This is a genomic window from Mesorhizobium dulcispinae, assembly GCF_033977345.1.
Lineage (GTDB): Bacteria > Pseudomonadota > Alphaproteobacteria > Rhizobiales > Rhizobiaceae > Mesorhizobium > Mesorhizobium dulcispinae.
Genome location: NZ_JAVIIY010000007.1, coordinates 145,492 through 171,453, shown reverse-complemented (window position 1 = coordinate 171,453; position 25,962 = coordinate 145,492). Strand labels below are relative to the sequence as shown.

Annotated in this window: 22 protein-coding genes; 14 read left to right on the top strand and 8 right to left on the bottom strand. The window is 65.5% G+C overall.

Features of this window, described 5'->3' with window-relative positions:
* Positions 1-169: 169 nt before the first annotated feature.
* From RFN30_RS17295 to RFN30_RS17255, 9 genes are all read left to right on the top strand, one after another.
* Positions 170-3,520 (top strand): transglutaminase family protein, encoded by a 3,351-nt coding sequence (locus RFN30_RS17295; RefSeq protein WP_320263290.1) that lies wholly within the window; start codon positions 170-172, stop codon positions 3,518-3,520.
* 6 nt (positions 3,521-3,526) lie between these two features.
* Positions 3,527-5,938 (top strand): circularly permuted type 2 ATP-grasp protein, encoded by a 2,412-nt coding sequence (locus RFN30_RS17290; RefSeq protein WP_320263289.1) that lies wholly within the window; start codon positions 3,527-3,529, stop codon positions 5,936-5,938.
* Between the two features lie 5 nt (positions 5,939-5,943).
* Positions 5,944-6,819, top strand: a complete 876-nt coding sequence (locus RFN30_RS17285) for a transglutaminase family protein (protein WP_320263288.1) — start codon at positions 5,944-5,946, stop codon at positions 6,817-6,819.
* A 106-nt stretch (positions 6,820-6,925) separates the two neighbouring features.
* A complete protein-coding gene (locus RFN30_RS17280; RefSeq protein WP_320263287.1) occupies positions 6,926-7,861 on the top strand; it encodes a glycosyltransferase family 2 protein in 936 nt (311 codons plus the stop codon).
* Positions 7,861-8,733 (top strand): glycosyltransferase family 2 protein, encoded by an 873-nt coding sequence (locus tag RFN30_RS17275; RefSeq protein ID WP_320263286.1) that lies wholly within the window; start codon positions 7,861-7,863, stop codon positions 8,731-8,733. Before RFN30_RS17280 ends, RFN30_RS17275 begins: the two co-directional genes overlap by 1 nt.
* 101 nt (positions 8,734-8,834) lie before the next feature.
* The gene (locus RFN30_RS17270) at positions 8,835-9,473 is read left to right on the top strand and encodes a glycosyltransferase family protein (protein ID WP_320263285.1); all 639 of its coding nucleotides are present in this window, start codon (positions 8,835-8,837) and stop codon (positions 9,471-9,473) included.
* A gap of 73 nt (positions 9,474-9,546) precedes the next feature.
* Positions 9,547-10,638: a DNA topoisomerase IB gene (locus RFN30_RS17265; RefSeq protein ID WP_320263284.1), complete on the top strand. Its 1,092-nt coding sequence runs from the start codon at positions 9,547-9,549 to the stop codon at positions 10,636-10,638.
* Positions 10,639-10,749: 111 nt separating this feature from the next.
* Entirely contained in the window at positions 10,750-11,124 is a 375-nt protein-coding gene (locus RFN30_RS17260; protein WP_320263283.1) for a YciI family protein, read from the top strand.
* Positions 11,121-12,395 (top strand): RNA polymerase sigma factor, encoded by a 1,275-nt coding sequence (locus tag RFN30_RS17255; RefSeq protein ID WP_320263282.1) that lies wholly within the window; start codon positions 11,121-11,123, stop codon positions 12,393-12,395. Before RFN30_RS17260 ends, RFN30_RS17255 begins: the two co-directional genes overlap by 4 nt.
* A 44-nt stretch (positions 12,396-12,439) precedes the next feature.
* Here the strand turns inward: RFN30_RS17255 and RFN30_RS17250 are convergent, their stop codons facing one another.
* The gene (locus RFN30_RS17250) at positions 12,440-12,877 is read right to left on the bottom strand and encodes a VOC family protein (protein WP_320263281.1); all 438 of its coding nucleotides are present in this window, start codon (positions 12,875-12,877) and stop codon (positions 12,440-12,442) included.
* A gap of 313 nt (positions 12,878-13,190) precedes the next feature.
* On the opposite strand from RFN30_RS17250, the gene amaB reads away from it, so the two are divergent.
* Positions 13,191-14,705: an L-piperidine-6-carboxylate dehydrogenase gene (amaB, locus tag RFN30_RS17245; protein WP_320263280.1), complete on the top strand. Its 1,515-nt coding sequence runs from the start codon at positions 13,191-13,193 to the stop codon at positions 14,703-14,705.
* 49 nt (positions 14,706-14,754) lie between these two features.
* Here amaB and RFN30_RS17240 read toward each other — a convergent pair whose 3' ends face one another.
* The 6 genes from RFN30_RS17240 to RFN30_RS17215 all read right to left on the bottom strand — a co-directional run bounded on the left by RFN30_RS17240 (position 14,755) and on the right by RFN30_RS17215 (position 20,827).
* Positions 14,755-15,831: an ABC transporter ATP-binding protein gene (locus RFN30_RS17240; protein WP_320263279.1), complete on the bottom strand. Its 1,077-nt coding sequence runs from the start codon at positions 15,829-15,831 to the stop codon at positions 14,755-14,757.
* Complete coding sequence (locus RFN30_RS17235) at positions 15,818-16,756, bottom strand: PfkB family carbohydrate kinase (protein ID WP_320263278.1); 939 nt, start codon at positions 16,754-16,756, stop codon at positions 15,818-15,820. Before RFN30_RS17235 ends, RFN30_RS17240 begins: the two co-directional genes overlap by 14 nt.
* Positions 16,756-17,772, bottom strand: a complete 1,017-nt coding sequence (locus tag RFN30_RS17230) for an SIS domain-containing protein (RefSeq protein WP_320263277.1) — start codon at positions 17,770-17,772, stop codon at positions 16,756-16,758. The genes RFN30_RS17235 and RFN30_RS17230 overlap by 1 nt, the downstream gene beginning before the upstream one ends.
* A gap of 2 nt (positions 17,773-17,774) precedes the next feature.
* Positions 17,775-18,620 carry a carbohydrate ABC transporter permease gene (locus tag RFN30_RS17225; protein ID WP_320263276.1) on the bottom strand — a complete coding sequence of 282 codons (846 nt, stop codon included), beginning with the start codon at positions 18,618-18,620 and terminating at the stop codon, positions 17,775-17,777.
* Entirely contained in the window at positions 18,620-19,504 is an 885-nt protein-coding gene (locus RFN30_RS17220; protein WP_320263275.1) for a carbohydrate ABC transporter permease, read from the bottom strand. Before RFN30_RS17220 ends, RFN30_RS17225 begins: the two co-directional genes overlap by 1 nt.
* A gap of 84 nt (positions 19,505-19,588) precedes the next feature.
* On the bottom strand, positions 19,589-20,827 hold the full coding sequence (locus RFN30_RS17215) for an extracellular solute-binding protein (protein WP_320263274.1): 1,239 nt from the start codon (positions 20,825-20,827) through the stop codon (positions 19,589-19,591).
* 222 nt (positions 20,828-21,049) lie between these two features.
* Between RFN30_RS17215 and RFN30_RS17210 the strand changes: the two genes are divergently transcribed.
* Positions 21,050-22,252, top strand: coding sequence for an ROK family transcriptional regulator (locus tag RFN30_RS17210; protein WP_320263273.1), 1,203 nt, complete (start codon positions 21,050-21,052; stop codon positions 22,250-22,252).
* Between the two features lie 4 nt (positions 22,253-22,256).
* On the opposite strand, the gene RFN30_RS17205 is transcribed toward RFN30_RS17210, so the two are convergent.
* On the bottom strand, positions 22,257-23,123 hold the full coding sequence (locus RFN30_RS17205) for a hypothetical protein (protein ID WP_320263272.1): 867 nt from the start codon (positions 23,121-23,123) through the stop codon (positions 22,257-22,259).
* 307 nt (positions 23,124-23,430) lie between these two features.
* Between RFN30_RS17205 and RFN30_RS17200 the strand changes: the two genes are divergently transcribed.
* The 3 genes from RFN30_RS17200 to RFN30_RS17190 all read left to right on the top strand — a co-directional run bounded on the left by RFN30_RS17200 (position 23,431) and on the right by RFN30_RS17190 (position 25,949).
* Positions 23,431-24,261: a GNAT family N-acetyltransferase gene (locus tag RFN30_RS17200; RefSeq protein WP_320263271.1), complete on the top strand. Its 831-nt coding sequence runs from the start codon at positions 23,431-23,433 to the stop codon at positions 24,259-24,261.
* Between the two features lie 119 nt (positions 24,262-24,380).
* Positions 24,381-25,151, top strand: coding sequence for an SDR family NAD(P)-dependent oxidoreductase (locus RFN30_RS17195; protein WP_320263270.1), 771 nt, complete (start codon positions 24,381-24,383; stop codon positions 25,149-25,151).
* A gap of 36 nt (positions 25,152-25,187) precedes the next feature.
* Positions 25,188-25,949, top strand: a complete 762-nt coding sequence (locus tag RFN30_RS17190) for an SDR family oxidoreductase (RefSeq protein ID WP_320263269.1) — start codon at positions 25,188-25,190, stop codon at positions 25,947-25,949.
* Positions 25,950-25,962: the final 13 nt, after the last annotated feature.

Here is a 25,962-nt window from a genome sequence, read left to right as displayed (position 1 = left end):
CGAAGCCGCAGAGGTCTTCGCCAATCGCGGGCGTTGGACACTGGCTGTTATCCGGCGACGCAGTGCGTTTATTAGCTGCTTAAATTAGGTGCAGCGCAACATCTCTGCTTGGAGAATGCCCAGGACTTGTGTCAGGGTCTGGCGGTAAAACGCCATTCTCCGGGGCACCATGGCAATTCTGGCAGCTGTCCACCATCTGACCCATTACAAATACGACCGGCCGGTGGTGCTCGGCCCCCAGGTGATCAGGCTGCAGCCGGCGCCGCATTCGCGCACCAAGGTGCTCAGCCACTCGCTGAAGGTCGAGCCGAAGAACCACTTCGTCAACCTGCAGCAGGACCCGTACGGCAACTTCCTTGCCCGCTTCGTCTTCCCGGAGCCGGTAACGGAACTCAAGATCGAGGTCGATCTCGTCGCCGACATGACGGTCTACAATCCGTTCGACTTCTTCGTTGAAGAGTCGGCAGAGAATTTCCCCTTCGAGTATCCGGAAGAGATCAGGGAAGACCTCGCCATCTACCGGACGCCGGAGCCGCCCGGGCCGCTGCTGTCAAAATTCCTGGAAACCATCGACCGCAGCCCGACAAATACCGTCAATTTCCTGGTGGGCCTCAATGCAAGGCTGCAGCGCGAGATCGCCTATATCGTGCGCATGGAGACCGGCGTCTATTCACCGGAAGAGACGCTCGCCGCGGCCAAGGGCTCCTGCCGGGATTCGAGTTGGCTGCTGGTGCAGATCCTGCGCAACCTCGGCATCGCCGCGCGCTTCGTCTCCGGCTATCTGATCCAGTTGAAGCCGGACCTCGTCTCGCTGGACGGACCGCCCGGAACCGCCGTCGATTTCACCGACCTGCACGCCTGGTGCGAGGTCTATATCCCGGGAGCCGGCTGGATCGGCTTCGACCCGACCTCGGGCCTGCTTACCGGCGAAAGCCATGTGCCGCTGGCGGCGACGCCGCATTTCCGCAATGCCGCACCGATCTCCGGCATGGCGAGCTTCGCCAATGTCGATTTCGGCTTCGACATGCGCGTCGACCGCATCGCCGAGCATCCGCGCATCACCAAGCCGTTCTCGGACGAGAGCTGGGAGGCGCTCGACGCGCTGGGCAACAAGGTCGATGCGGTTCTGCAAAAGCAGGACGTGCGGCTCACGATGGGCGGCGAGCCGACCTTCGTGTCGATCGACGATTTCGAGTCCGCCGAATGGAACACGGCAGCCGTCGGCCCGACCAAGCGCGACAAGGCGGACGAGTTGATCCGCCGGCTGCGCGAACGCTTCGCGCCGGGCGGTTTTCTCCACTACGGCCAGGGCAAGTGGTATCCGGGCGAGAGCCTGCCGCGCTGGACCTTCTCGCTCTACTGGCGCACCGACGGCGAGCCGGTCTGGCGCGACCCTTCGCTGATCGCACGAGAGAAGGGCAATGCCGCGGTCGGACCTGAACAGGCCGAAAGTCTGCTCACCGCGATCGCCGGCGAACTCGGCATCGACAAGGCGATGGTCAGCGAGGCCTATGAGGACCCGGCCGAATGGCTGCTCAAGGAAGGCAAGCTGCCGGACAATGTCGATCCCTCGAACTCCAAGCTGGAAGACCCCGAGGAGCGCAGCCGTATGGCGCGCGTCTTCGAGCGCGGGCTGACCAAGCCGTCCGGCTACGTGCTGCCGGTCCAGCGCTGGAACAGCCAGGCCGCCGGGCAGCGCTGGCGCTCGGAAAAATGGAAGACGCGGCGCGGCCGCCTGTTCCTGGTGCCGGGCGATTCCCCGGTCGGCTACCGGCTGCCGCTCGGGGCGCTGCCTTACGTGCCGCCGGCGCAATTTCCTTACATCGTGCCGGTCGATCCTTCGGTGCCGCGTGGTGCCTTGCCGGCGCGCGACGCAATCCTGCCTGAGGCTCCAGCCGGCGGGGCAGACGACATCGCCCGGCAGCAGGCGGAAGCTTCGTTCACGGCCGCCACCGCGCAGCAGGACCGCGTCGAGCAGCAGCTCACCGAGATCGGCGGCGCGGTGCGGACCGCGCTCACCGTCGAGCCGCGCGACGGGCGGCTTTGCGTCTTCATGCCGCCGGTCGAGGCGCTGGAAGACTATCTCGAACTGGTGGCGGCGGCCGAGAACGCGGCCAAGGCGATCGGCCTGCCGGTGCATATCGAGGGCTATGCCCCGCCGCACGACCCGCGCCTCAACGTCATCCGCGTGGCGCCCGATCCCGGCGTCATCGAAGTCAACATCCACCCGGCCGCCAATTGGCGGGAATGCGTCGCCACGACCACGGCGATCTATGAGGAAGCGCGGCAGTCGCGGCTCGGCACCGACAAGTTCATGATCGACGGCCGCCACACCGGCACCGGCGGCGGCAATCATGTCGTAGTCGGCGGCGCGACGCCCAACGACAGCCCGTTCCTGCGCCGGCCGGACCTGTTGAAGAGCCTGGTGCTGCAATGGCAGCGTCACCCGTCGCTGTCCTATCTGTTCTCGGGCCTGTTCATCGGTCCGACCAGCCAGGCGCCGCGCTTCGACGAGGCGCGCCACGATTCGCTCTACGAGCTTGAAATCGCGCTGGCTCAGGTGCCGCATCCCGACAAGGGCGAGGCGCCCTTGCCATGGCTGGTCGACCGTCTGTTCCGCAATCTGCTTACCGACGTGACCGGCAACACGCACCGATCGGAGATCTGTATCGACAAATTGTTCTCGCCGGACGGTCCGACCGGCAGGCTCGGGCTGGTCGAGTTCCGCGGCTTCGAGATGCCGCCCAATGCGCGCATGTCGCTCGCGCAGCAGCTTCTCGTCCGCGCCATCATCGCCCGCGCCTGGAGGAGCCCGCTCGACGGTCGCTTCGTGCGCTGGGGCACGTCGCTGCATGACCGTTTCATGCTGCCGCATCATGTCTGGGCGGATTTCCTCGACGTTCTGGAAGACTTGAAGCTCAACGGCTTCGACTTCCGTCCGGAATGGTTCGCAGCCCAACTCGAATTCCGCTTTCCGTTCTGCGGCGAGGTGCAGCATGGTGGCGTCAAGCTGGAGCTCAGGCAAGCGCTTGAGCCCTGGCACGTGATGGGCGAGCAGGGCGCGATCGGCGGCACGGTCCGCTTCGTCGATTCCTCGGTCGAGCGGCTGCAGGTGAGGACGGAAGGCCTCAATCCGGAGCGTCACGCGGTCGTATGCAATGGCCGCATCGTGCCGATGAAGGTGACCGACAGCAGAGAGGTCGCCGTGGCAGGCGTGCGCTTCAAGGCCTGGCAGCCGGCGTCGGGGCTGCATCCGGCGCTGCCGGTCAACACGCCGCTGGTCTTCGACATCTACGACCGCTGGTCCGGCCGCTCGATCGGCGGCTGCGTCTACCATGTCGCGCATCCGGGCGGCCGCAACTACGACACCTTCCCGGTCAACGGCAACGAGGCCGAAGCGCGGCGGCTGGCCCGCTTCGAGCCGCGCGGCCACACGCCGGGCGGCTATGTGCTGCGCGACGAAGAAGGCTCTGAAGACTTCCCGATGACCCTTGACCTCAGGCGGCCGGCGAGACTCTGATCCACCATGGCCAAGGGGAATCAGAAGCGGGCGGGCGGCAGGCCGCGGGCGCAGAGCCTGCTGGAGCATTACCGGCCGATTGACGGCGTCGTCGACGAGATGGTCGACGCGAGAGGCAATCCGCGCCCGGCCTGGCGGTCCTTCATCGAAGCGCTGGACGAATTGGGGGCGGAGACGCTCGGACAGCGCTTTGCCCGCGCCGACCAGTATCTGCGCGACGCCGGCGTTTATTACCGCGTCTACGACAAGGCCGGCGCCAACGAACGCGAATGGCCGCTGGCGCATGTCCCGCTGCTGATCGATGAAAAGGAGTGGGCCGAGATCAGCGCCGGCCTCGTCCAGCGCGCCGACCTGTTCGAGGCGATCCTGGCCGACATCTACGGGCCGAACCGGCTGATCGAGACCGGCATCCTGCCGGCCGGGCTGATCGCTGCCAGCCCGGAATATCTGCGCCCTGTCGTCGGCATACGGCCGGCCAGCGGTCATTTCCTGCATATGGTCGCCTTCGAACTCGGCCGCGGCCCGGACGGCCGCTGGTGGGTGCTGGGCGACCGCACGCAGGCGCCGTCGGGCGCCGGCTTCGCGCTGGAGAACCGCGTCGCCACCACACGCGCCTTGTCGGACATCTATGGCGAGCTGCATGTGCATCGCCTTGCCGGCTTCTTCCGCCGTTTCCGCGATGCGCTGAACGGCATGGCCAAGGACTCGGGCGGCCGCGTCGCCATCCTGACGCCGGGGCCGCTCAACGAGACCTATTACGAACACGCCTATATCGCGCGCTATCTTGGCATCATGCTGCTCGAAGGCGAGGACCTGACCGTTTCTGGCGGCCGCCTGATGGTGCGCACCGTTTCGGGCCTGATGCCGATCGGCGTTCTGTGGCGGCGGCTCGATGCGGCCTTTGCCGATCCGCTCGAACTCAAGCCGGATTCGCAGATCGGCACGCCGGGACTGGTCGAGGCGATCCGGCGCGGCACAGTCTCGGCAGTCAATGCTCTCGGTTCGGGCTTGGCGGAAACGCGGGCGCTGCTTTCCTTCCTACCGCGGATTGCGCGGGAGTTGCATGGCGAGGAGCTCAAGCTGCCCAACATCGCCACCTGGTGGTGCGGGCAGCAGACCGAGCGCGACCATGTGCTGGCCAATGTCGACCGCATGGTGATCGGTCCAGCGCTGTCTACCCGGCTCGCCTTCGAGGACGATGGCGCGACCAGGCTCGGCTCGGCGCTTTCGGCCGGGGAGCGGGCGGAGCTGATCGCGCGGATCGAGGCCGACGGTGCCGGCTTTGTCGGCCAGGAAGCCGTGACGCTCTCGACCACTCCGGTCTTTGCCGGCGGCCGGCTGGAGCCGCGGCCCGCCAGCCTGCGTGTCTATCTGGCGCGAACACAAGAAGGCTGGACCGTAATGCCCGGCGGCTTTGCGCGTGTCGGCTTCTCGCTCGATCCGACCGCGATCGCCATGCAGCGCGGCGGCCAGGCGGCGGATGTCTGGGTGGTCAGCGACAGGCCGGTCGAGCGCGAGACGCTGCTGCCGCAGGAGCATGACAGCTTCACCCGCACCATGCCGGGCAGCCTGCCGAGCCGCGCGGCGGAGAACCTGACATGGCTCGGGCGCTATATCGAGCGTTCGGAAGACACGGTACGCATCCTGCGCGCCTATCATGTGCGGCTGGCAGAGACGTCCGATCCCGACATGCCGCTGCTCGCCGACATCAGGGACTATCTCGAACCGTTCGGCATCGAGGTCGAATCCGCTATCCCGCTGGGACTGATCAGCACGCTGGACAGCGCCGTCTACAGCGCCGGCCAGATCCGCGACCGTTTCTCGCCGGACGGCTGGTTGGCGCTGAAGGACCTGTCGAAGACCATCCACAAATTCGCCGGCACCGTGGCTCCCGGCGACGATGCGACGCGGGCAATGACGGTCATGCTGCGCAAGCTCGCCGGCTTCTCAGGCCTGCTGCACGAGAACATGTACCGCTTCACCGGCTGGCGTTTCCTGGAGATCGGCCGGCGGTTGGAGCGCGGCATCCAGATCGCCCGCACGCTGGCGCGGCTGACCGGAAACGGCGCTCCGGACGGCGCGCTCGACATGATGCTGGAGATCGGCGACAGCGTCATGACCCACCGCCGGCAATATCCGGTGCAGGCCGGGCGGCGCACGGTGATCGACCTGCTCGCGCTCGACCCGCTCAATCCGCGCTCGATCCTGTTCCAGCTCGAGCGGCTCAAGGCCGAGATCGGCATGCTGCCTTCGGTCGGCGGCGAGGGCCATATGTCGCCCGCGGCGAAGGAAATCCTGCAGCTCAACACGGCGATTGCCGTGATGGAGCCCCAGGACATGACCGCGAAGGTGCTCGACGATCTCGCCAACCAGATCGGCGATCTCTACAGCAGCCTCGCCAAGGCCTATTTCGGGTAGCGGCGATGCTTTACGACATCAGGCTCCATCTGCACTACGAATACGCCGCCGCTGCCGGTGGCGGCAGGCATCAGGTGCGTGTGCTGCCGCAGACGATTGCCGGCGTGCAGCGGGTTATCGCTGCTTCGCTGTCGTTCCAGCCGATGCCGGCCGAGCGGGCGGATTTTTCCGATTTCTTCGGCAACAACGTCACCGCGATCGCCTTTCGCGACGCGCATGAGGAGCTCGACATCAGGATGAGCGCGCGGGTGTCGGTGTCGCGGCCGGAACCCGGCCTCGACGTCTCGCCCGATATCCACGGCTTGAGGGCGGAACTCGACGCGGTACGTTCGCTGTCCCCCAACGCACCGCATCATTTCCTCACGGCCAGCGATTATGCCGGCATCGATGCGGCGATCACCGCCTATGCGCGGGAAAGCCTTGCCGGTTCGGCGGTCGCCACGGCGGTCGATCTCTGCAACCGCATCCACCGCGATTTCACCTATGACGGCAAGGCGACAACCGTGCAGACGCGGGCCAGCGATGCCTTCGCGCTGAAACGCGGGGTCTGCCAGGATTTTTCCCATATCATGATCGCCGGGCTGCGCGGGCTTGGCATCCCCGCCGGCTATGTCAGCGGCTTCCTGCGCACGATTCCGCCCAAAGGAAAACCGAGACTCGAAGGCGCCGACGCCATGCATGCCTGGGTGAAAGCCTGGTGCGGGCGCGATGCCGGCTGGCAGGAATTCGACCCGACCAACGGCATGCGGGCGAGCAACGACCATATCACGGTCGGATACGGCCGCGACTATTCCGACGTAGCGCCGATCGTCGGCGTCCTGAAGACCACCGGCGGGCAGGTCGGCGAGCAGGCCGTCGACGTCATCCCGGTCGCTGCCTGAAGACGTAGGATCGGTTGCGCGGGCTGCTTCTCAAATCGCGATCCCACCGCTATCTTGCCGCCGGGGCGTGGACCGGCCGGCCGGGCACTGGCTTGGAGTTTAATTGTTGACAGCGGTCAGCATCATCATTCCAGCACACAATGCGTCGGCAACCGTTGCCGACACATTGGCAACCTTGCGCTCGGAGGCCGAGATCATTGGCGAAGTGATACTGGTCGACGATTCCTCGACGGACAATACGGCGGCTGTGGCCGCGGACGCAGCGTCGCGGCTGGCCCTGCCGTTCCGGGTGATCCAGTCGGGTTGTCGGGACGCAGGCGGCTCCCGCAATCTCGCGCTGACCGAGGCGCGCTTTCCCTGGATTTACATGATCGATGCCGACGATCTGCATCTTGAGGGCGGGTTGCGGACGCTGCTGTCCAAGACCAGGACCAAGCCAGGCGCGGACATGGTGGTCGGCGCATACCGCCGGCGGACCGACGGTCGGGACCGACAGTTCAAAACGCCGGCCGGCTACATAGCTGCCGGGCTCGCCAATGCCACCGCCTATCTGGAAGGCAGGATCCGGTCGATTGCCGTCGGCAGTGCGCTGGTGTCGCGGCGCACGGTCGGCGACAACCGATTCCCGACCGGGCTTGCCTACGACGAGGACACATTGTTCTGGGCGCGGGTGATGAGCAAGGCCTCGCTCGCGGTCGTGACACAGCCCATCATGATCTACTTCGTGTCGTCGGGACGCTCGGACGACCGCTTCGCGATAAAGCCTGCGCGGCGCTTTCTCGAATGGCGCCTGGCGCTGCGCGAACTCGCCGACTGCGGCATCCCGAAGTCTTCCTTGAAAGCGAGGGAAGGCCTTGTGGCGCTCAAGATCGCGCGCGTTCACTACGCTCGCGGCGATCTCGAAACGGCGGCAAAATTCCTGGCGGTCGCCGAGGCCGCCCCCAAGGTTTCCGCCGACATCTGGCGCTGCATGCGCTACCGGCTGAAGATCGCAGCGCGGCGCCGGTTCTCGGCCCATCGCATCCAGTTGCAAAGTGCCTGATGCCCGACGGGCCGGAACTCGCAGTCGTGGTGATAGGTTTCCGGGCTCCGACCGATCTGGTCGCGGCGGTAAGGTCGGTGCTCGGCCAGAACATCCCGCTCGAGGTCGTGGTCGTGAATTCCGGCGGCGGGAGTGCCCAGGCGCTTCTGGGCGATGCCGGACTCGACGTGCCAGTCATCGAATTCGAGCACAGGCTGTTTGTCGGTGCCGCGAGAAACCGCGGCATAGCGGCGACGAAGGCTCCCTTCATTGCTTTTCTCGCGGATGATTGTCTGGCTTGCCCGGGGTGGGCCGAGGTGCGGCTGCGCCATCACCGAAAAGGCGTCGCGGCCGTGGCAAGCGCTATCGCCAACAGTCATCCGCGCAATCTGGTGGCGTGCGCGGCCCATCTCGTTACCTACATGCGGCGCCTGCCGGGTCTTCCCGCCCATAAAGCACTTCGCTACGGCGTTTCCTTCGACCGAAAATTGTTCGATCGGTACGGCCTGTTCAACGAACAAATGGCGTCGGGGGAAGACACGGAATTCATGGAAAGGCTGCCGAAGGCGATGGTGCCGCTATGGGAGCCGGCGGTGCTTACCGTCCATCGCAACGAGACACGGCTGATCCGGCTGATTGCCGACCAGTATCTGCGCGGACGCCGATATGGCGCCTATCTCAAATCCGTTGGACGCCAAAAGCCATTGCGGATTTTCAAAGGGGTATTTCGGGACCGGCGCAATGTCGGCAAGTTGGCAAAGGAAGGCCTGGCTGAAGAGGATAGACGTTTCGCGATGTTGTCGCTGCCGATCGTGTGGGTGGCATTGTTCGCCAAATCGCTGGGGGCAGCCGTCGGCGCAAGGTATGGCGATAGGACGGGCAGGCGCCCATGATCACCTTGGAGATGAAGCAGCCGCGCCGGCGGCGCGGTCGATGGCTCTGGTCGCGGCAAAGGATCGTCGCCGTCTTCAGCTATCGCTACGACGCGCATCTGGTGCCCGACCTTCTCGCCAATCTCGACCCAATCGTCGATGGCTGGATCGCCTATGACGATCGGGCGGTGGACGCGGTTTTCAGCAGTGAACCGCAGAGGCGGCGCGCGCTTATCGCGGCGGCTTATGAGGCGGGCGCCGATTGGGTTCTGGCAATGGACCCGGACGAACGAATGGAAAATGCCGTGGCGAGCCGGATCGGCCAACTGACCGGCGGATCCAGGCGCATCGCCTGGGGGTTCCACTGCCGGGAGATGTACACAGCGGCCAGCTATCGCGTCGACGGGCCATGGGGTCGGAAGATGCAGCACCGGCTTTTCCGAGCCTATCACCCGGACCAATTTCGCTCGATGGATTTGCATGGCGCCTGGTTCCCCGAAGACCTGGGCTTCAAGCTCCGGGACAGCGGCCTCAATCTCTATCATTTGAAGATGATCGAGCCGAAACGGCGCGCGGCACGTCGCGACCTCTACAATCATCTCGATCCGGACCGCCGTTTGCAGCAGATCGGCTACGACTATCTGGCGGATGAGTCGGGAGCGGTTCTGGAAGCGATACCGGCCGGGCGGGACTACTTTCCAGCCCATGTCGACGACGGCGGGCTCTGGATGGCGGACGTGTCCGCTGACCGGCGGGGCTGAAGCGCTCCACGAGAGGAGGGAACCGGCCAGCCGTTGCGCGGCTTATCCACGGACAAAGTTCCGTGGAGCCATCATGCTGCAGCGATCACATCCGTCCCTTGACCGTTCGGCGAGCGCCGGCGAAGCCGGCAGGAACAGGGCACAAAATTCGGCTGAAAGCGCGTCGCTCAGCTATGTCAGCGATGCCGATCCGGGCATCCGGCGGCTGAGGAAAGGCAAGGGATTCTCCTACGTCGCTCCAAACGGGAGCGCGGTCGGCGCGGCGACGCTGGACCGCATCAAAGCGATCGTCATTCCGCCGGCGTGGACCGATGTATGGATCTCGCCCGACCCGAACGGCCATATCCAGGCGACCGGCCGGGATCAGCGCGGACGCAAGCAGTACCGCTATCATCCGCTATGGACCGAGGAGCGGGACGGCGTCAAATATTCCAGCCTTGTCGCCTTTGCCGAGGCATTGCCCGATCTCCGGCGCCAGATCGATGCCGACCTGCGCCGGCATGGCCTGCCGCTGGAACGCGTGGTTGCCGCGATCGTCTGGCTGCTCGACAACACCATGATCCGTGTCGGCAATGCCGCCTATGCCCGCGACAACAAGAGTTTCGGGCTGACCACTCTGCGCGACCGCCATGTCGAAATCACCGGTTCCAGCCTGCGCTTCGCCTTCAAGGGCAAATCCGGCAAGGAATGGAAGCTGAAGCTCGTCGACCGCCGCATGGCCAAAATCGTGCGCGGCGCCCAGGATCTGCCGGGCCAGAAATTGTTTCAGTATCTCGATGAAGACGGCGCTCGGCGGCCGCTGCGCTCGGAGGACGTCAACCGCTACATCCGCGAGGCGTTGGGCTCCGAGTTCAGCTCCAAGCATTTCCGCACCTGGGGCGGCACCATCCATGCGGCATCCCTGTTTGCGCAGGCGGAGCGTCCCGAAAGCATGACCCGGAAAAAGCGGGTGATGAACGACATCGTCGACCAGGTTGCCGAACGGCTCGGCAACACGCGAGCCGTCTGCCGCCGGTGCTATATCCATCCGCTCGTCTTCGAGGCGTGGGCGCAAGGGAAGCTGCGCGGCGAAATGGCGGAAGCCAACCACCGAAAGCGCCTTATCCCGGGCCTCGATGAGGAGGAGACGCTGGTGCTCAGATGGCTTAAGGCGCGCGGAGCCTGACGAACGCCAGGCGGACAGGGGTAAGTCTGTGATCGACCTACAAATTTTTTATCGACCTTGTGTCGGGAAGGGTCCTACTGTCGCGTCCTCTGATAGGAAAAGGACGAAACCATGCTCTATGCCATCCTCTGCTATGCCTCCGAAGACGTCGTCTGCTCCTGGAGCAAGGAACAGGACGACGAGGTCATGGCAAAGCTCCTCAACGTGCAGGACAAATACGCAAAGGCAGGCCGGCTAGGGCCGGTGGCGCGTCTTCTGCCGACCACCGCCGCGACGACACTCCGCAAGGTCAAGGGCGAATCGATCGTGCTCGACGGCCCGTTCGCGGAGACCAAGGAGCAGTTCCTCGGCTTCTACACGCTCGAATGCCGCGACCTTGACGAGGCCGTCGCGTTCGCCCGCGAGCTCTCCGAGGTCAATCCGAGCGGCGGCTCCTACGAGATCAGGCCGATCTCCATCTTCAATCCGACCAAGGTTCCCGCATGACCGACCTGACCTGGATCAGCAACGCGATCAGTACCGCCCGTCCGCAGGCGATGGGCGCGCTGCTGCGCTATTTCCGCGACCTCGACGCCGCGGAAGAAGCTTTCCAGGACGCATGCCTGAGGGCACTGAAGAACTGGCCGAAGAACGGGCCGCCGCGCGATCCGGCGGCCTGGCTGATCTTCGTCGGCCGCAACAGCGGCATCGACGCGGTGCGCAAGCGCGCCAAGCAGGCGCCGATGCCGGAAGAGGACCAGATTTCGGACCTCGATGACGCCGAAGGCGATATGGCCGAGCGGCTGGATGGCGCGCACTACCGTGACGACATCCTGCGGCTCCTATTCATCTGCTGCCATCCCGACCTGCCGGCGACGCAGCAGATCGCGGTGGCGTTGCGTATCGTTTCCGGCCTCACCGTCAAGCAGATCGCGCGCGCCTTCCTGGTCGGTGAAAGCGCCATGGAGCAGCGCATCACCCGCGCCAAGGCGCGCATCGCCGAGGCGGGCGTGCCGTTCGAGACGCCGGGCGCGGTCGAGCGCTCGGAGCGGCTCGCGGCGGTCGCGGCGATGATCTATCTCATCTTCAACGAAGGCTACTCGACCAATGGCGGCGAGGCGCCGGCCCGCGCCCCGCTTTGCGAGGAAGCGATCCGGCTCGCCCGGCTGCTGCTGAGGCTGTTTCAGCAGGAACCGGAGATCATGGGGCTGACCGCGCTGCTTCTGTTGCAGCATGCGCGCGCGCCGGCCCGCTTCGACGGGAATGGCGAGATCGTACTGCTCGAGGACCAGGACCGGTCGCTCTGGAGCCGCAAGATGATCGACGAGGGGCTGGCCCTGGTCGACAAGGCGCTGCGTCATCGCAAGCCCGGCCCCTACCAGGTGCAGGCGGCAATCGCGGCGCTGCATGCGCGGGCGGCGACGCCAGAGGATACGGACTGGACCGAGATCGACCTGCTCTACGGCCTGCTCGAGCAGATGCAGCCGTCGCCGGTGGTGACGCTGAACCGCGCCGTCGCGGTGAGCAAGGTGCGCGGCCCGGAGGCGGCGCTGGCCATGATCGAGCCGCTGGAAGACCGGCTGGCGGGCTATTTCCACTTCTTCGGCCTGAAGGGCGGCCTGCTGATGCAGCTTGGCCGTGGCGAGGAGGCGCGCGTGGCCTTCGACCGCGCGATCGCACTTGCCAACACCGCCGCCGAGGCCGCCCATATCCGCATGCATATCGATCGGCTGATCAAGGAGAGCACCGGGACGTCGTCGATCCAGAAAGCACGCTGAGGCCTATTGAGATTCGGGTGATGCCGGCTCTGGCGCGTGTCCGCTCAGCCGAGTTCCTGGGCGAGTCCGATGAGAAGCCCTTCAGGCCCGCGGATGTAGCAGAGCCGATATGCGTCTTTGTACTGGACCACTTCGCCTACGAGCTGCGCGCCGCGCTGGCGGAGCCTTTCAAGCGTCTCGTCGACGTCGTCCACGGCGAACATGACGCGGAGGTAGCCCAGAGCGTTCACCGGGGCGTTGCGATGATCCGCGACGACAGCCGGCGTGAGGAAGCGGGATAGCTCGAGCCGGCCGTGGCCGTCCGGCATGCGCATCATGGCAATCTCGACGCGCTGGTCGCCCAGCCCAGTGACGCGTCCGGCCCATTCCCCTTCGATCGTGGCCCGCCCTTCGAGCTCGAGGCCGAGCTCGCGAAAGAAATCGATCGTCCCTTCGAGGTCATCGACGACGATTCCTACGTTGTCCATCCGTTTGAGCGCCATGTGCCCAAGCTAGAAGGTGCCGTCTGGTCTAACAAGGGACCCTTTGTGCAATACGCGCCCAGTCTGGTCGCTTCGCGCCCGTCTTCGGCTCCGACCCGGCCTGACCTGAATCTCGACATGCCTTAGCCCCGGGTCCACTGCCTGGCCCAATTTTGCGTGCCGGGCTTGGACCATGCCGGGGTGGCGGTTTTTTCCTGAAACGAGTAATGCCACGCCATCAAAAGCGCCTGGACGCGCCGTATGGCACGGCCAAAGGCATGGCGCAGGGCTTCCACCCGCGCCATATCAACGGCGGGATCTGAAAGGAAAAAAAATGACGATAGCGAAGGAAACGGCCTCACTTCTGGAGAAACTGGGTGTCGCCAAGGACGCGCTTTCGGGCGGCGACCTCATCGTGCGCAGCCCGGTGACTGGCGAACAGATCGCGGCGCTGAAGTCGATTTCAGCCGCCGATGCCGGCAAGGCCATCGATGCCGGGCACAAGGCCTTCCAGGCCTGGCGGCTGGTGCCGGGGCCGAAGCGCGGCGAGCTGGTGCGCCTGCTCGGCGAGGAACTGCGCGCGCACAAGGCTGAGCTCGGCCGGCTGGTGTCGATCGAGGTCGGCAAGATCCCGTCCGAGGGCCTCGGCGAAGTGCAGGAGATGATCGACATCTGCGATTTCGCCGTCGGCCTTTCCCGCCAGCTCTATGGTCTCACCATCGCCACCGAGCGTCCCGGTCACCGCATGATGGAAACCTGGCACCCGCTCGGCGTCGTCGGCGTGATTTCGGCCTTCAACTTCCCCGTCGCGGTTTGGTCGTGGAATGCAGCGCTCGCCCTGGTCTGCGGCGACGCGGTGGTGTGGAAGCCGTCGGAAAAGACGCCGCTGACGGCGCTTGCCTGCGAGGCGATCTTCAAGCGCGCCGCCAAGCGTTTTGGCGCCGACGCGCCGGAAGGCCTGCTCCAGGTGCTGATCGGCGACCGCGCCGTCGGCGAGGTGCTGGTCGACCATCCGAAGGTACCGCTGGTCTCGGCCACGGGCTCGACCCGCATGGGCCGCGAGGTTGGTCCGCGGCTCGCCAAGCGCTTCGCCCGCGCGGTGCTGGAGCTCGGCGGCAACAATGCCGGCATCGTCTGCCCGACCGCCGATCTCGACATGGCGCTGCGCGCCATCGCCTTCGGCGCGATGGGCACCGCCGGCCAGCGCTGCACGACGCTTCGGCGCCTGTTCGTGCATGAGAGCGTCTATGACGCGCTGCTGCCGCGCCTGAAGAAGGCCTATCAGAGCGTTTCGGTCGGCAATCCGCTGGAGACCTCGGCGCTGGTCGGTCCGCTGATCGACAAGGCCGCCTTCGACAACATGCAGAAGGCGCTCAAGGAAGCGCAAACGCATGGCGGCAAGGTGACCGGCGGCGCGCGGGTCGAGAACGGCCATCCCGACGCCTACTATGTGCATCCGGCGCTGGTTGAGATGCCCGCCCAGGTTTCGCCGGTGACGGAAGAGACCTTCGCGCCGATCCTCTATGTGATGAAATATTCCGATTTCGACGAGGCGCTCGAGCTGCACAATGCGGTCGGCGCCGGCCTGTCGTCGTCGATCTTCACCCGCGACCTGCAGGAATCCGAGCGCTTCCTCGGCGTCGACGGTTCGGATTGCGGCATCGCCAACGTCAATATCGGCACCTCGGGCGCCGAGATCGGCGGCGCGTTCGGCGGCGAGAAGGAAACCGGCGGCGGCCGCGAGAGCGGCTCGGACGCCTGGAAGGCCTATATGCGCCGCGCCACCAACACGGTGAACTTCTCCAAGGCGCTGCCCCTGGCGCAGGGTGTGTCGTTCGACATCGACTGAGACATGCGAGCGGTTCAGCTTGGAGAAGCTGAACCGCTCGATATGCTCCTCAGAAAGTCTTGCCGGTCGCCGGGTCGAACAGGCGAAGCGCGTCTTCGTCGAAGACAAAGGCGCATCGCTCGCCCTTGGCGACACGGGCCTGCGGCGGCAGGGTTGCCGTCAGCCTTTGCGCGCCGATTCGGGCGGTGGTGACCTGCTCAGGTCCGGTCAGCTCGACGACGTCGATCTCGACGGGCAGCGACGGTTCCGCGCCGCTGTTCGTCCCAAGGCGGAGCGCTTCGGGCCTGATACCGACAACGACTTTCGCGCCGTTGCTGGCCGCGCCTGCATAGCGCGCCGGCAGCGCCAGCCGCGCGTCGATGCCGGTGATTTTGAGCTTGCCATCCTCGACGGCCGCTTCCAGCATGTTCATCGACGGGGCGCCGACGAAGCCCGCGACATAGAGCGTCGCCGGCTGGTTGTAGATTTCTTCCGGCGTGCCGAGCTGTTCGATGCGGCCGTCGCGCATGACGGCGATCCGGCTCGCCAGCGTCATCGCCTCGATCTGGTCGTGCGTGACATAGACGACCGTGGTCCGCAGCATTTCGTGCAGGCGCTTGAGCTCGGTGCGCATCTCCAGGCGCAGCTTGGCGTCGAGATTGGACAACGGCTCGTCGAACAGGAACACCTGCGGCTTGCGCACCAGCGCCCGGCCGATGGCAACGCGCTGGCGCTGGCCGCCCGAGAGCTGGCCGGGCTTGCGGTCGAGCAGGCTCTCGATCTGCAGAAGCTTTGCCGCCTCGCGCACCGCCTTGTCGCGCTCGGTCGCGGGGACTTTTCGCATCTCCAGCCCGAAGCCGATGTTCCTGTGCACGGTCAGGTTCGGGTAGAGCGCATAGGACTGGAAGACCATGGCGATGTCGCGGTTCTTTGGATGCACGCCAAGCACCGAGCGGCCGCCGATCAGCACGTCACCGCTGGTTGCCTCGGCCAGCCCGGCAATGATGTTGAGCAAGGTCGACTTGCCGCAACCGGACGAGCCGAGCAGCACCAGGAACTCGCCGCTCTCCAGCGCGATGTCGATGCCTTTCAGCGTTTCGACGCTGCCGTAGCTCTTGCGGACATCGCGGATTTCAAGCGCGCTCAATGACAACGTCCTCGAAAAGCTTCGGCCCGCCATAGTCGCGGGGCAAGGTGGAGATGGCGCGCGACGCCACCCGGATGGCGGCGGACAGGCAGCTCTCCAGCGACCGCTCTTGCGCCAATGCGGCAAGGAAGGCGGCGTTGAAGACGTCGCCGGCGCCGATCGTGTCGACGACCTTTACGCGCGGCGCCGGCGCCTCGATGAGCCGGCCGTCGGCGCCGATGGCGATCGCGCCGTCGGGCCCGCGTTTGACCACGACGGTCGCGCCTTTCCTCATGCCGCCGCGGATCTTGCGGGCGGCGTCCGCCGGGTTTTCAAGCCCGGCCAGCGTCGTCGTCTCGACCTCGTTGAAGAGAGCCAACTCGCAGCGCGACAGCCAGCCGCGCGCGGCGGCGCAGTTCGCCGCCGTCCAGCCGTCGATCGGCCAGCCGGTGTCGAGCGCAACGGCGATATGATGCGCTTCGGCCCAGTCGAACAAGGCGTCGTAGTCGCGGGTGAGATCGTCGGTCAGGAAGGAGCCGCAGAGCAACGCGTAGCCATCGGAAAGCCGCTTGCCGTCCAGTACGGAGAGCACGTCGTTCAAACTGAAACGGGGCAGATGGCCGCGCGTGGTGAAGAAGGTGCGCTCGCCATCGGGATGGGTCATGCCGACCGATAGTGTCGTGCCCTCGGGATGAACCGGCCATTTTTCCGCGCGGGAGCCGAAGGCGTCGCGCAGCCAGCGGCCGAACTGGTCGTCGCCGAGATTGGCTGCGATCTCGAAATCGATGCCTAGCGCCTGCCAGGCAAGCGCGCTGTTGCCGGCCTGGCCGCCGACGCGCAGATCATCATGGTCGACGACCGTCTCCGTCCCCGCCTTCGGCCACGGCGCGACCGGCCCGACGATCAGGTCGACATTGACGTTGCCGATCACCGCAAGCGGCCGCATCATTCGCTCCGCGTGATCTTGGCGGTGCGGACCGGCGTGCCGGCATTCTCGACGCGGGCATCGGCAAAGGCGATCATCAGGCGCTGCGCCACCGGCAGCATGGCGAAGATCGCCGCTAGTCCGGAAGCCGGCCTGAAGACCAGCGTGACCGCGCCGGCGATGGGCGGCTTGCCCGAGGAATCGAAGATGACGAGCCGCGCACCGGTCTCGACCACAGAAACGGCCATCGCAGTGACGAGATCGGCTGTCGGATCATTGCCGCGAAAGAGGACGACGCCGATTCTTGGGCCCAGCATCTCCATCGGTCCATGGCGGAGTTGACCGCCTTCGAGCGAATAGCAGGGCAGGCGCGACAGCTCGGTGAGGCCGAGCGCCAACGCTTCGGCCAGCCCCTGCAGGCTGCGGCCGGAGGTGACGACGGTCGCCACCTCGCTCAAGGCGGCTAGCGCGGCGTCGATCTCGACAGCTTCCTGAGCTTGCAGCGCCGCAAGCGCCGGCGCGGGATCGTCGCCGAGTGCGGCCAGGATCGCCAGATGCAGGGCGAAGGTCACGGTCAGGCTGCGGGTCGCTGCAAAGGCAAGCTCGGTGCCGCCGGCACCGACGAGGCAAGGGACTGTCCGGCCGAGGAAGGAGCCGGCTTCCAGCGTCAGGCCGAAAATATCGGTGCGCTGGCCTGTCTCGGAGAACCACCGCACCACCTCGGCGCTTTCGCCGGATTGCGAGGTGACGAGCACCGTCTTGCCCGCGAGCGGCAATGGCTGGCCGAGCTGCTCGGAAAGCGGCAATGCGACGGCATCGAAACCGTGGGCGCGGTAAAGCGGCTCGACGGCCCGGGCAACTGCATGCGAGGCGCCCATGCCGAGCAGGACCAGCCTGCCGTTGCGCCTGATCGAGGCAGCAACCTGGCCGGCGATGTCCGCGTTGTTCTCGAATGAGGCGATCGCATCGCCATGCTGACGCGCCATCTCGCGATCGATGGCCATGAGCCCTGCCGGGCGCGGTTTTTCAACAGTCATCATTATCCTTTCACGCCACCGCTGGTGAGGCCCGAAATCAACGCGCGTTGCATGACAAGGCCGATCAGCACCGGCGGCAGCGCCGCAAGCACGCCGGCGGTGGCGATCAGCCCGTAGTCGGAAACGCGGCCGCCGGCGAGATCGGCAATGGCGACTGTCAACGTTTTTGCCCGCTGGTCCGAGGTGAAGAGCAGGGCGTAGAAGAATTCGTCCCAGGCAAGCAGCACGGCAAAGAGCGCCGATGTCGCCACCACGGGCGCGGCCAACGGCAAAGTCAGGATGCGCCAGGTCTGGAGGAGCCCGGCGCCGTCGATCATGGCAGCCGCCTCGATCTCGCGCGGGATGGCATCGAAACCCGATTTCATCAGCCAGGTGGTGAAGGGCGCCAGGATCGTCAAATAGATCAGCGCCAGCCCGAAGACATTGTTGAGCAGGCCGAGATAGGAGAGGCCCATATAGAGCGGCACCGAGAGCGCCACCGGCGGCAGCATGTAGGTGGCGATCACCGTGGACAGCGACCAGCCGACCGCGGGCGTGCGCGAGACGGCCCAGCCGGCCGGCACCGCAAGCAGGATGGCGGCGAGCGTCGCCATGCCCGCGACCTCGATGCTGTTGCGCAGCGATGCGGTGAAGGCGGCGCCGGCGCTGTTTTCGGCCGTCGACAGAAGCTGCGCATAGCGGGAGAAGTCGGCGCTCTGCGGCCACCAGCGCAAGGGTTTGGCGGCGAGATCGGCCGCCGGCGAAATGCTCATGACAAAGAGCCAAACGAGCGGCGCCAGGATCACCGCGGCGAGCAGGATGGCGCAGGCGTAGATGAAGGCGGTGAACAAAGGGCTTTTGCGTTCCATCAAGCAGCGCTCCCCGCGGTCTTTCTCACCAGCGCCGCATAGGCGACGGCAAGCACGGTGACGAGCAGGGTGACGATCAGCGCCAGCGAGGCGCCGGAGCCGGCGCGCTGGAAGGAAAAGGCCTCCTGGTAGACGAGAATCGAGAGTGAGCGGGTGCTGTTGGCAGGGCCGCCGCGCGTCATCACCCAGATGATGTCGAAGACCTTGAAGGCTTCGATGGTGCGCAGCACCAGCGCCACCATCAGAGGCCCGGCGAGATAGGGCAGGATGACGAAGCGGAAGCGAGCGAAGGGACCGGCGCCGTCGACCAGGGCGGCGGCAGTGATGTCGCGCGGCACCGCCTGCAGGGCCGCGAGCGCAATCAGCGCCACAAGAGGAAAGTTCTTCCAGCAGTCGGCGACGATCAGCGCCGCCAGCGCCGTTCCGGGCTCACCCAGCCAGGAACGGTAGGCGTCGATGACATGCAATTGCGTGAGTGCTGCGTTCAGGGCGCCATATTCGGGATTGTAGATCAGCCGCCAGAGCGTGGCGTTGACGACGGTCGGCAGCGCCCAGGGCAGGATCATCAATCCGCGCAACACAGTGCGGCCGCGAAATTCCTGATTAAGCAGCAGCGCTGCCAACACGCCGATCACCATTTCGGCGGCGACGGAAATGACAGCGAACCATGTTGTGGTGACCAGCGTGCGCGAAAAATTCGAGCTGGTCAGCATCTTCGTGTAGTTGTCGAAGCCGACGTAATTGCCGGCCGTGCCGACCAGTTGGGCGTTGGTGAAGGAGAGGCCGACCGTGTCGACCAGCGGCCAGCCGATGACGGCGACCATGACCACCAGAAGCGGCAGCATCAGCAGCCACGCACGAGTCGTCATCCAGGTGCCTGACATGCGAGGCGCCTCTCCCTGATCGTCGAAATTTCAGTGATAACACGGGCGGCGCAAAGCCGCCCGTGGTTCAGCGACACCGTCGTTTCAGAGGCCGCTGTTTTCGGCCGCCGTCTTCAGGGCGTCCTCGGGCGATGTTTGGCCGAGCAGCGATTCCTGGATGGCCTGCTGCAAGGCGGTCGACAATTGCTGGTACTTCGGCGTGGTCGGCCGCGGATACATGGCGGCCAGCCCAAGCTTTGCCGTGGCGATCAGCTCTTCCTGGCCCTTGGTCACCGCCGGATCGTCATAGGACGAAGCCCAGATCGGCAGCGACAGCTTGGCGTACTGGTTCTGCGTCTTCTGCGAGGTCATGAACTCGATGTACTTCCAGGCCTCGTCCGGGTGCTTGCTGACGGCCGTGACGCCGAGGCCCATCGAACCGTTGACAGCCGAGACCTCGCTGGTGCCGGCAACGCCCGGCGCCGGCACGACACCGACCTTGCCGGCAACCTTCGAGTCCTTCGGATCGTTGGCCATGTTGTACATGTAGGTCCAGTTCAGCGCGAAGGCGGCATCGCCGTTCTCGAACACCTTGCGGACGTCCTCTTCCAGGAACTCCTTGGAGTTCGGATTGGTCAAACCGGACTTATAGCTGTCGACCATGTATTTCAGGGCCGCCGCGCCGCCGCCGTTCTGGAAGTCCGGCTTGCCATCCTTGAGGAAGTCGCCGCCATAGGCGCTGACCAGCGTGGTGTAGTCGCAGATCACGGCTTCGGCCTGTGCCCAGCTCCAGGCGATCGGCGTCTTCAGCAGCCCCTTGTCCTGGATGATCTTGGCCTGCTCGCCAAGCTCTTCCCAGGTCTTCGGCGGCGCCTTGATGCCGGCCTTCTCCAGGATTTCCTTGTTGTAGAACAGGTACTTGGTATCAAGGATCCAGGGCATGCCGTAGTACTTGCCGTCATACTGGACGGTGGTCCAGGCGCCGGGCAGGACGCCCTTCTTCATGTCGTCGGTGATCTTCGACGACACGTCGACCAGCACCTTGTTGGTCGCGTATTCGGCCGGCCAGATGACGTCGAACAGCACGACGTCGTAACCGCCGCCGGAGCCTTGCGCGAGCACGGTCTTGTCGTGCAGGCCTTCATAGGGGACGAATTCGAGATTGACCTTGATGTCCGGATTGGCCTTGGTGAAGGCCTCGGTCATGGCGCGGACGTCGGCCTCGCTGTAGGCGGCCTGCGCCATGAAGAGCGCGTTCAAGGTGGTTTCGGCGAAGGCGTGGGGGACCAGCAGCCCGCCGATGAAGACCGCGCCCAGAAGTGTCCTACCGATCGATTTCAGCATTTTTTTCTCCCATTTTTCGAAATCCGCGGGTTGGCGGCGCACGCAGCATGCCGCTTCCCCGAATGCTATCGCGCGTGACCGGATCTGCCGGGACGGCGGGCGGCGAAGGCTCGGCGCCTTGCCGTCTTTTTCTCTAAAACCGTTCCGGCCTTCACCATTAAGTCAATTCGCTTGACTTAATTAGTCATGCAATCCTTTAATGGAGTCAAGGGGGAAACGCAGGTGCATGACATCAGCCCGATCCGCGCCAAGAGCGGCACCAACCAGGAAGGGACGAGCGCGCACAATCGCCGCGTCATGATCGAGGCGCTGCGGCTCAACGGCGCGCTTTCGCGCGCCGACCTGGCGCGGGCGACCCAGCTCACCAAACAGGCGGTTTCGAACATCGTCGAGGATCTCGAACGCGACGGCCTGGTCGTGGCTCTGGATGCGGTGCGCAAGGGCAGGGGGCAGCCCTTCACGCCCTACAGACTGGTCCCGGAGGGCGCCTTCGCCATTGGGCTGCAGATCGACCGTCATCTGACGCGGGTGGTGGTGGTCGACCTGGTCGGCAGCGTCATGGTGCGTGCCGAGGCCAACCTGCCGCTCGACGAACCATCGCCAGGTGTCCAGACCATCCTCGGTCTCGTCGCGCGTGTCAGGCGTGAGTTGGCCGGCATCTCCGCCCAATCGGAGCGGCGGCTGGTCGGGCTCGGCGTTGCCATGCCGGGGCCGTTCGGCCTGAGAGAATCCGACGACAAATGGATGATGCCTGCCTGGCAGCAATTCCCGCTGCTGGAGACGCTGGCGGCCGGGACCGGACTGAATGTGGGGTTGCAGAACGACGCCGCCGCCTGCGCCACGGCGGAGCGCATCGTCGGTGCCGCGCACGGTGTCGACCACGCGGTCTGCCTCTATGTCGGCTACGGCATCGCCGCGGGGCTGATCCTGAATGGCGAGCTCTATAATGGCGGCAACGGCAATGCCGGCGAGATCGGCAGAGTGCTCTTGTCTCCGGCCGGTCCCGGCTCGACGCCGCTCGAGCACCGCGCCTCGCTCGCCTCGCTCTACCAGCATCTCGGCCTCAACCCCGCCGATGCGAATCTCTACGATAAATTGGCCGCCCTGGCCGTTGCGGAAGATCCCAAGATCATGGCCTGGATCGAGCACGCCGCGTCCGACCTGCGCTGGAGCGTGCATCTCATCGAAACGATCTTCGATCCGCAGACCGTCATCCTCACCAGCGGCGCGCCCGAGCCTCTGGCCCGGCGCCTGCTGCAGGCCATGCATCCGCTGTTGCCGTCCATCGCCGATCGCCCCGGGCGTCGACTGCCGCGTCTGCAGCTCGGCACCACCGATCCATGGGCCATCGCCGTCGGCGCCGCGGCCGAGCCGATCAGCAGGGCTTTCGACCCGCGCTTCTCGGCTATCCTCAAGGCCGGATAGGCGCTCAGCCTTCGCCTGCGTTGGAAAAACAGGCCTCGAAGGCCAGGTCGACGACGGCGAGCTTGGCGGCCTGCACGGCCATGTATTCCTCGAAGAATTGCCGCGAGACCCACATGACGGAATGTCCGCGCTGGCCGACCCAGCCTATGCTGCCGAGCGCCTCGGCGTCATGGAGCTTGCGCGCCAGATGCGTGCGCGAGAGCTTCAGCCAATGCGCGAATTCGCTGATCGAAATGACGCCGGTCGGAATCTTCTCGAGGTTGGCGTCCTCCGGGTCGATGCCCGACATCAGCCAGTCCATGACGATGCCGCCGTTGTTCAGCCAGATGAACAACGAGAAGGTTTGTTCGGGTTCCCGCACCTGAACCGACGCGAGCAGACCGTCGCAGATCAAGGGCTGCAGCTTTGCCAGCATATCGGGGTGGTCGAGAAAGGTTGCCAACCGGTTCCCGCCGTCGATCCGATCAAGTGTCCTCAAATGGGCATGGATCCAGCCGGTGAAGGTCTCGATGGTGGCCTCGGTCACCCGCAAGGGGTGAGCGCGGCCATCACCGCTCTTCGAAAGATATTCGGCGATGTTGTAGTGCAGCATCTCCTTGACGAACGCCTCGGCGGTGTTGCGGCTGGCGACGGAATTGCGGCGCACGACCTCGATGAAACGCGCCACCGTCATCTCGGTGCGACGATCGTTGGGGTCGCGTCTGAAATGCAAAGCGAGCCCGACATGGCCGAGCAGCCAGCGCTGCTGGGTGGCAAAAACGGCCGCAAGGCGCGGGCTGGTTTCGTAGATATGGATAAGTGCGCGCGACTGTTCCTGGACACCGCGAAGAGCTGCTGGATGACTGGCGATTTCTTCGGCGCTCAGCGACATTTCCTGCGGCACTCCCATTCATTCCAAGCAACGGCAAATGAAGATTTATAGGCTTGGTTGGTCGTGTCCAGTTGCCCTTTGGAACAACGATGCTCGCCCAGCGCCTTCCTCGCTAACTCTTTGCGCCGGCTTGGAAAACCTCTCGAAGCAACAGTTGGATCCACAAGTCTGCGTTCATCGAGCACTCTGCTCCGGCGGAGCTGCGCCGGTCTTGCCAAGCCTCTGCGGTGAGATGGCCTTTGCAAGCTGCGAGCCGCGACCTATCGTGCGGTTGGAAATCTATCGCCTCAGGCCGCCGAGTGAAGCAATGCCGAGAACGATCCGGACCCTGACCGCCAGCGAGGTGGAAACGCTTGTCGACTGGGCGGCGGGGGAGGGCTGGAATCCGGGCATCGGCGATGCCGCCGCGCTCAGGGCGGCCGATCCGGAAGGGTTCATTGGCGCCTTTGTCGGCGGCGAGATGGTGGCCGGCATTTCGGCAATCACCTATGGCGCGGGTTTCGGCTTCATCGGTCTCTACATCTGCCGGTCGGACAGGCGTGGCGAAGGCCATGGCAAGGCGGTCTGGGAGGCCGGCATGGCACGGCTCGGCGACCGGATCATCGGTCTCGACGGCGTGCCCGAGCAAAGGGCCAACTACCAGCGCAAAGGGTTCGTGCCGGCCTATGAGACCGTCCGCTTCAGCGGAGCTGTCCGCCTGGCCGGCGGCCGCGGCGTCCTGCCGGTGACGGCCGCCGACACAGCTGAGATACTGGCCTATGACCGCCAGTGCTTCCCGGCGCCGCGCGAGGCCTTCCTGCGGGAATGGCTGCAGCCGCCCCGGATCGCGCTGATGTTCGCCGGCTCAACCGGCATTGCCGGCTATGGCGCGGCGCGCCGATGCCGCGAGGGATTCAAGATCGGCCCGTTGTTCGCCGATGGGATGGACACCGCCTTGGCGCTGGTGGCGGCGCTGGCGGACAGGACAGCGGGCGAAACGCTGCATATCGACGTGCCGGTTACCCAGGTCAGCTTCACCGCCATGCTTCAGGCCGCCGGCATGGCTGCGGGCTTCACGACGACCCGCATGTACAAGGGCGGCAAGCCGGGCAACGCCCCGACGAAGGTTTTCGGCATCACGACGCTGGAACTGGGGTGATCGCGGGGCCGCAGGGCCGAACCGATTGGGATCATTGTTTGTCCGGCGTGGTGCATGCGACATGTCCGCGAGACATGGTTCGCATGGAACCAAGAATGGCGTTTCGTGGAGGCTATCGAATGGCTGGCAGGACAGTCCTGATCGCGGGCGGTGCCGGAGGGATGGGTCTCGCGACCGGTCTTCGCCTCGCGGCTGACGGCGACAACATCGCGCTCGCCGACCTTCCAGGTGTGAAACTCGACGAGGCCGTGGCAAAGATCGCCGCGACCGGCGCGAAGGCGATCGGCTTGCCGCTCGATATCCGTTCCGTCGCCGCCTGCCGGGAGGTTGTAGACAAAACCCGCGAATGGGGCGGCGGCCTGGACGTTCTCGTGAACGCCGCCGGCGTCTGGCTCGAGGGATCGGCCAGCGAGGTCCGCGAAGAGCAGTGGGACCGGGTGCTGGATGTCAATCTGAAGGGTGCGTTCTTCCTAATCTCGGCCGCCATTCCGCATCTGTCGGCAGCGCGAGGCGTGATCATCAATATCGCGTCCGACGCGGGCATCGTCGGCAACAACGGCGCGGCGGTTTATTGCGCCTCCAAGGGTGGGCTGGTGCTTTTGACCAAGGCGCTCGCCCTGGAGCTTGCCCCGCGCGGCATCAGGGTCAACGCCGTCTGTCCCGGCGACACGGCGACGCCGATGATCGAGTACCAGGCGAGGACCTATGGCGGAAATGACCCGGACGGCTACAAGCGCAGGCTCCTGGGGCACTACCCGCAAGGGGAAAGAGCTCGCTTCATCACCGTGGAGGAGATCGCTTCCTTCATCCACTATCTTTGCCAGCCCGGCGCGGCGCCGATCACCGGAGCGGCGCTTTCGATCGATTTCGGCATCAGCGCCGGCTACTGAATTGCGGCGGCATCGGCTTCATCGCCTGGAGGGTTCATGCTTGTGTTTCGCAAATCCCGCACGGCGCTGGTGACCGGCGCGGGCGCCGCCGACGGCATCGGCGTCGCCGTTGCGCGCGCCTTCGGCGAAGCCGGGCTTGCGGTCGCGATCACCGCCTCGTCGCAGCGTGTCGAGCGACGCGCCGAGGAATTGCGGGCGGGCGGGCTCAATGTGCGCGCTGTGGTGGCCGACCTGACGCGCGCGGCGGATGTCGAGCGGCTGCGCGCGGAGGTCGGCGAGGTCGATATCCTCGTCAACAATGCGGGGATGGGAACGGTCGCTCAGCCGGCGCTGCAGCGGCGATTTCTCGATCTCAGCGAGAGCGACTGGGACCGCGGCATCGACGTCAGCCTCAAGACCACATTTCTTGCCACGCGCACATTTCTGGGCGGCATGGTTCAGCGCGGCTATGGACGCGTGGTGAACATGGCCTCGGTCACCGGACCCTATGTCTCCAACGAAGGAGAGGCCGCCTATTCTGCCGCCAAGGCGGGCATGGTCGGGCTGACGCATGCGCTTGCCCTCGAGGTCGGCCGCAGCGGGGTTACGGTGAACGCCGTGGCGCCGGGCTGGATCGCGACGGGCGCCTCGACGCCGGAAGAGCTCGTTGCCGCGCAAAACACGCCGCTTGGACGCGCCGGCGCACCTGAGGAAGTCGCTGCTGCGGTCCTGTTCCTGGCGTCCGACGGGGCGAGCTACGTCAACGGCGCCGTCCTCGTCGTGGATGGCGGCAACATCCTGCAGGAGCGCAAGGGCTGACGGCGAAGGTTGT

Bases quoted from the DNA above. Each gene is read 5' to 3' on its own strand.
- RFN30_RS17205 (WP_320263272.1), bottom strand. From the start codon at position 23,123: ATGTCGCTGAGCGCCGAAGAAATCGCCAGTCATCCAGCAGCTCTTCGC.
- RFN30_RS17215 (WP_320263274.1), bottom strand. From the start codon at position 20,827: ATGCTGAAATCGATCGGTAGGACACTTCTGGGCGCGGTCTTCATCGGC.
- RFN30_RS17225 (WP_320263276.1), bottom strand. From the start codon at position 18,620: ATGGAACGCAAAAGCCCTTTGTTCACCGCCTTCATCTACGCCTGCGCC.
- RFN30_RS17260 (WP_320263283.1), top strand. From the start codon at position 10,750: ATGCTCTATGCCATCCTCTGCTATGCCTCCGAAGACGTCGTCTGCTCC.
- RFN30_RS17190 (WP_320263269.1), top strand. From the start codon at position 25,188: ATGCTTGTGTTTCGCAAATCCCGCACGGCGCTGGTGACCGGCGCGGGC.
- RFN30_RS17285 (WP_320263288.1), top strand. From the start codon at position 5,944: ATGCTTTACGACATCAGGCTCCATCTGCACTACGAATACGCCGCCGCT.
- RFN30_RS17275 (WP_320263286.1), top strand. From the start codon at position 7,861: ATGCCCGACGGGCCGGAACTCGCAGTCGTGGTGATAGGTTTCCGGGCT.
- amaB (WP_320263280.1), top strand. From the start codon at position 13,191: ATGACGATAGCGAAGGAAACGGCCTCACTTCTGGAGAAACTGGGTGTC.
- RFN30_RS17195 (WP_320263270.1), top strand. From the start codon at position 24,381: ATGGCTGGCAGGACAGTCCTGATCGCGGGCGGTGCCGGAGGGATGGGT.
- RFN30_RS17200 (WP_320263271.1), top strand. From the start codon at position 23,431: ATGCCGAGAACGATCCGGACCCTGACCGCCAGCGAGGTGGAAACGCTT.
- RFN30_RS17290 (WP_320263289.1), top strand. From the start codon at position 3,527: ATGGCCAAGGGGAATCAGAAGCGGGCGGGCGGCAGGCCGCGGGCGCAG.
- RFN30_RS17250 (WP_320263281.1), bottom strand. From the start codon at position 12,877: ATGGCGCTCAAACGGATGGACAACGTAGGAATCGTCGTCGATGACCTC.
- RFN30_RS17235 (WP_320263278.1), bottom strand. From the start codon at position 16,756: ATGCGGCCGCTTGCGGTGATCGGCAACGTCAATGTCGACCTGATCGTC.
- RFN30_RS17220 (WP_320263275.1), bottom strand. From the start codon at position 19,504: ATGTCAGGCACCTGGATGACGACTCGTGCGTGGCTGCTGATGCTGCCG.
- RFN30_RS17230 (WP_320263277.1), bottom strand. From the start codon at position 17,772: ATGACTGTTGAAAAACCGCGCCCGGCAGGGCTCATGGCCATCGATCGC.
- RFN30_RS17295 (WP_320263290.1), top strand. From the start codon at position 170: ATGGCAATTCTGGCAGCTGTCCACCATCTGACCCATTACAAATACGAC.
- RFN30_RS17255 (WP_320263282.1), top strand. From the start codon at position 11,121: ATGACCGACCTGACCTGGATCAGCAACGCGATCAGTACCGCCCGTCCG.
- RFN30_RS17265 (WP_320263284.1), top strand. From the start codon at position 9,547: ATGCTGCAGCGATCACATCCGTCCCTTGACCGTTCGGCGAGCGCCGGC.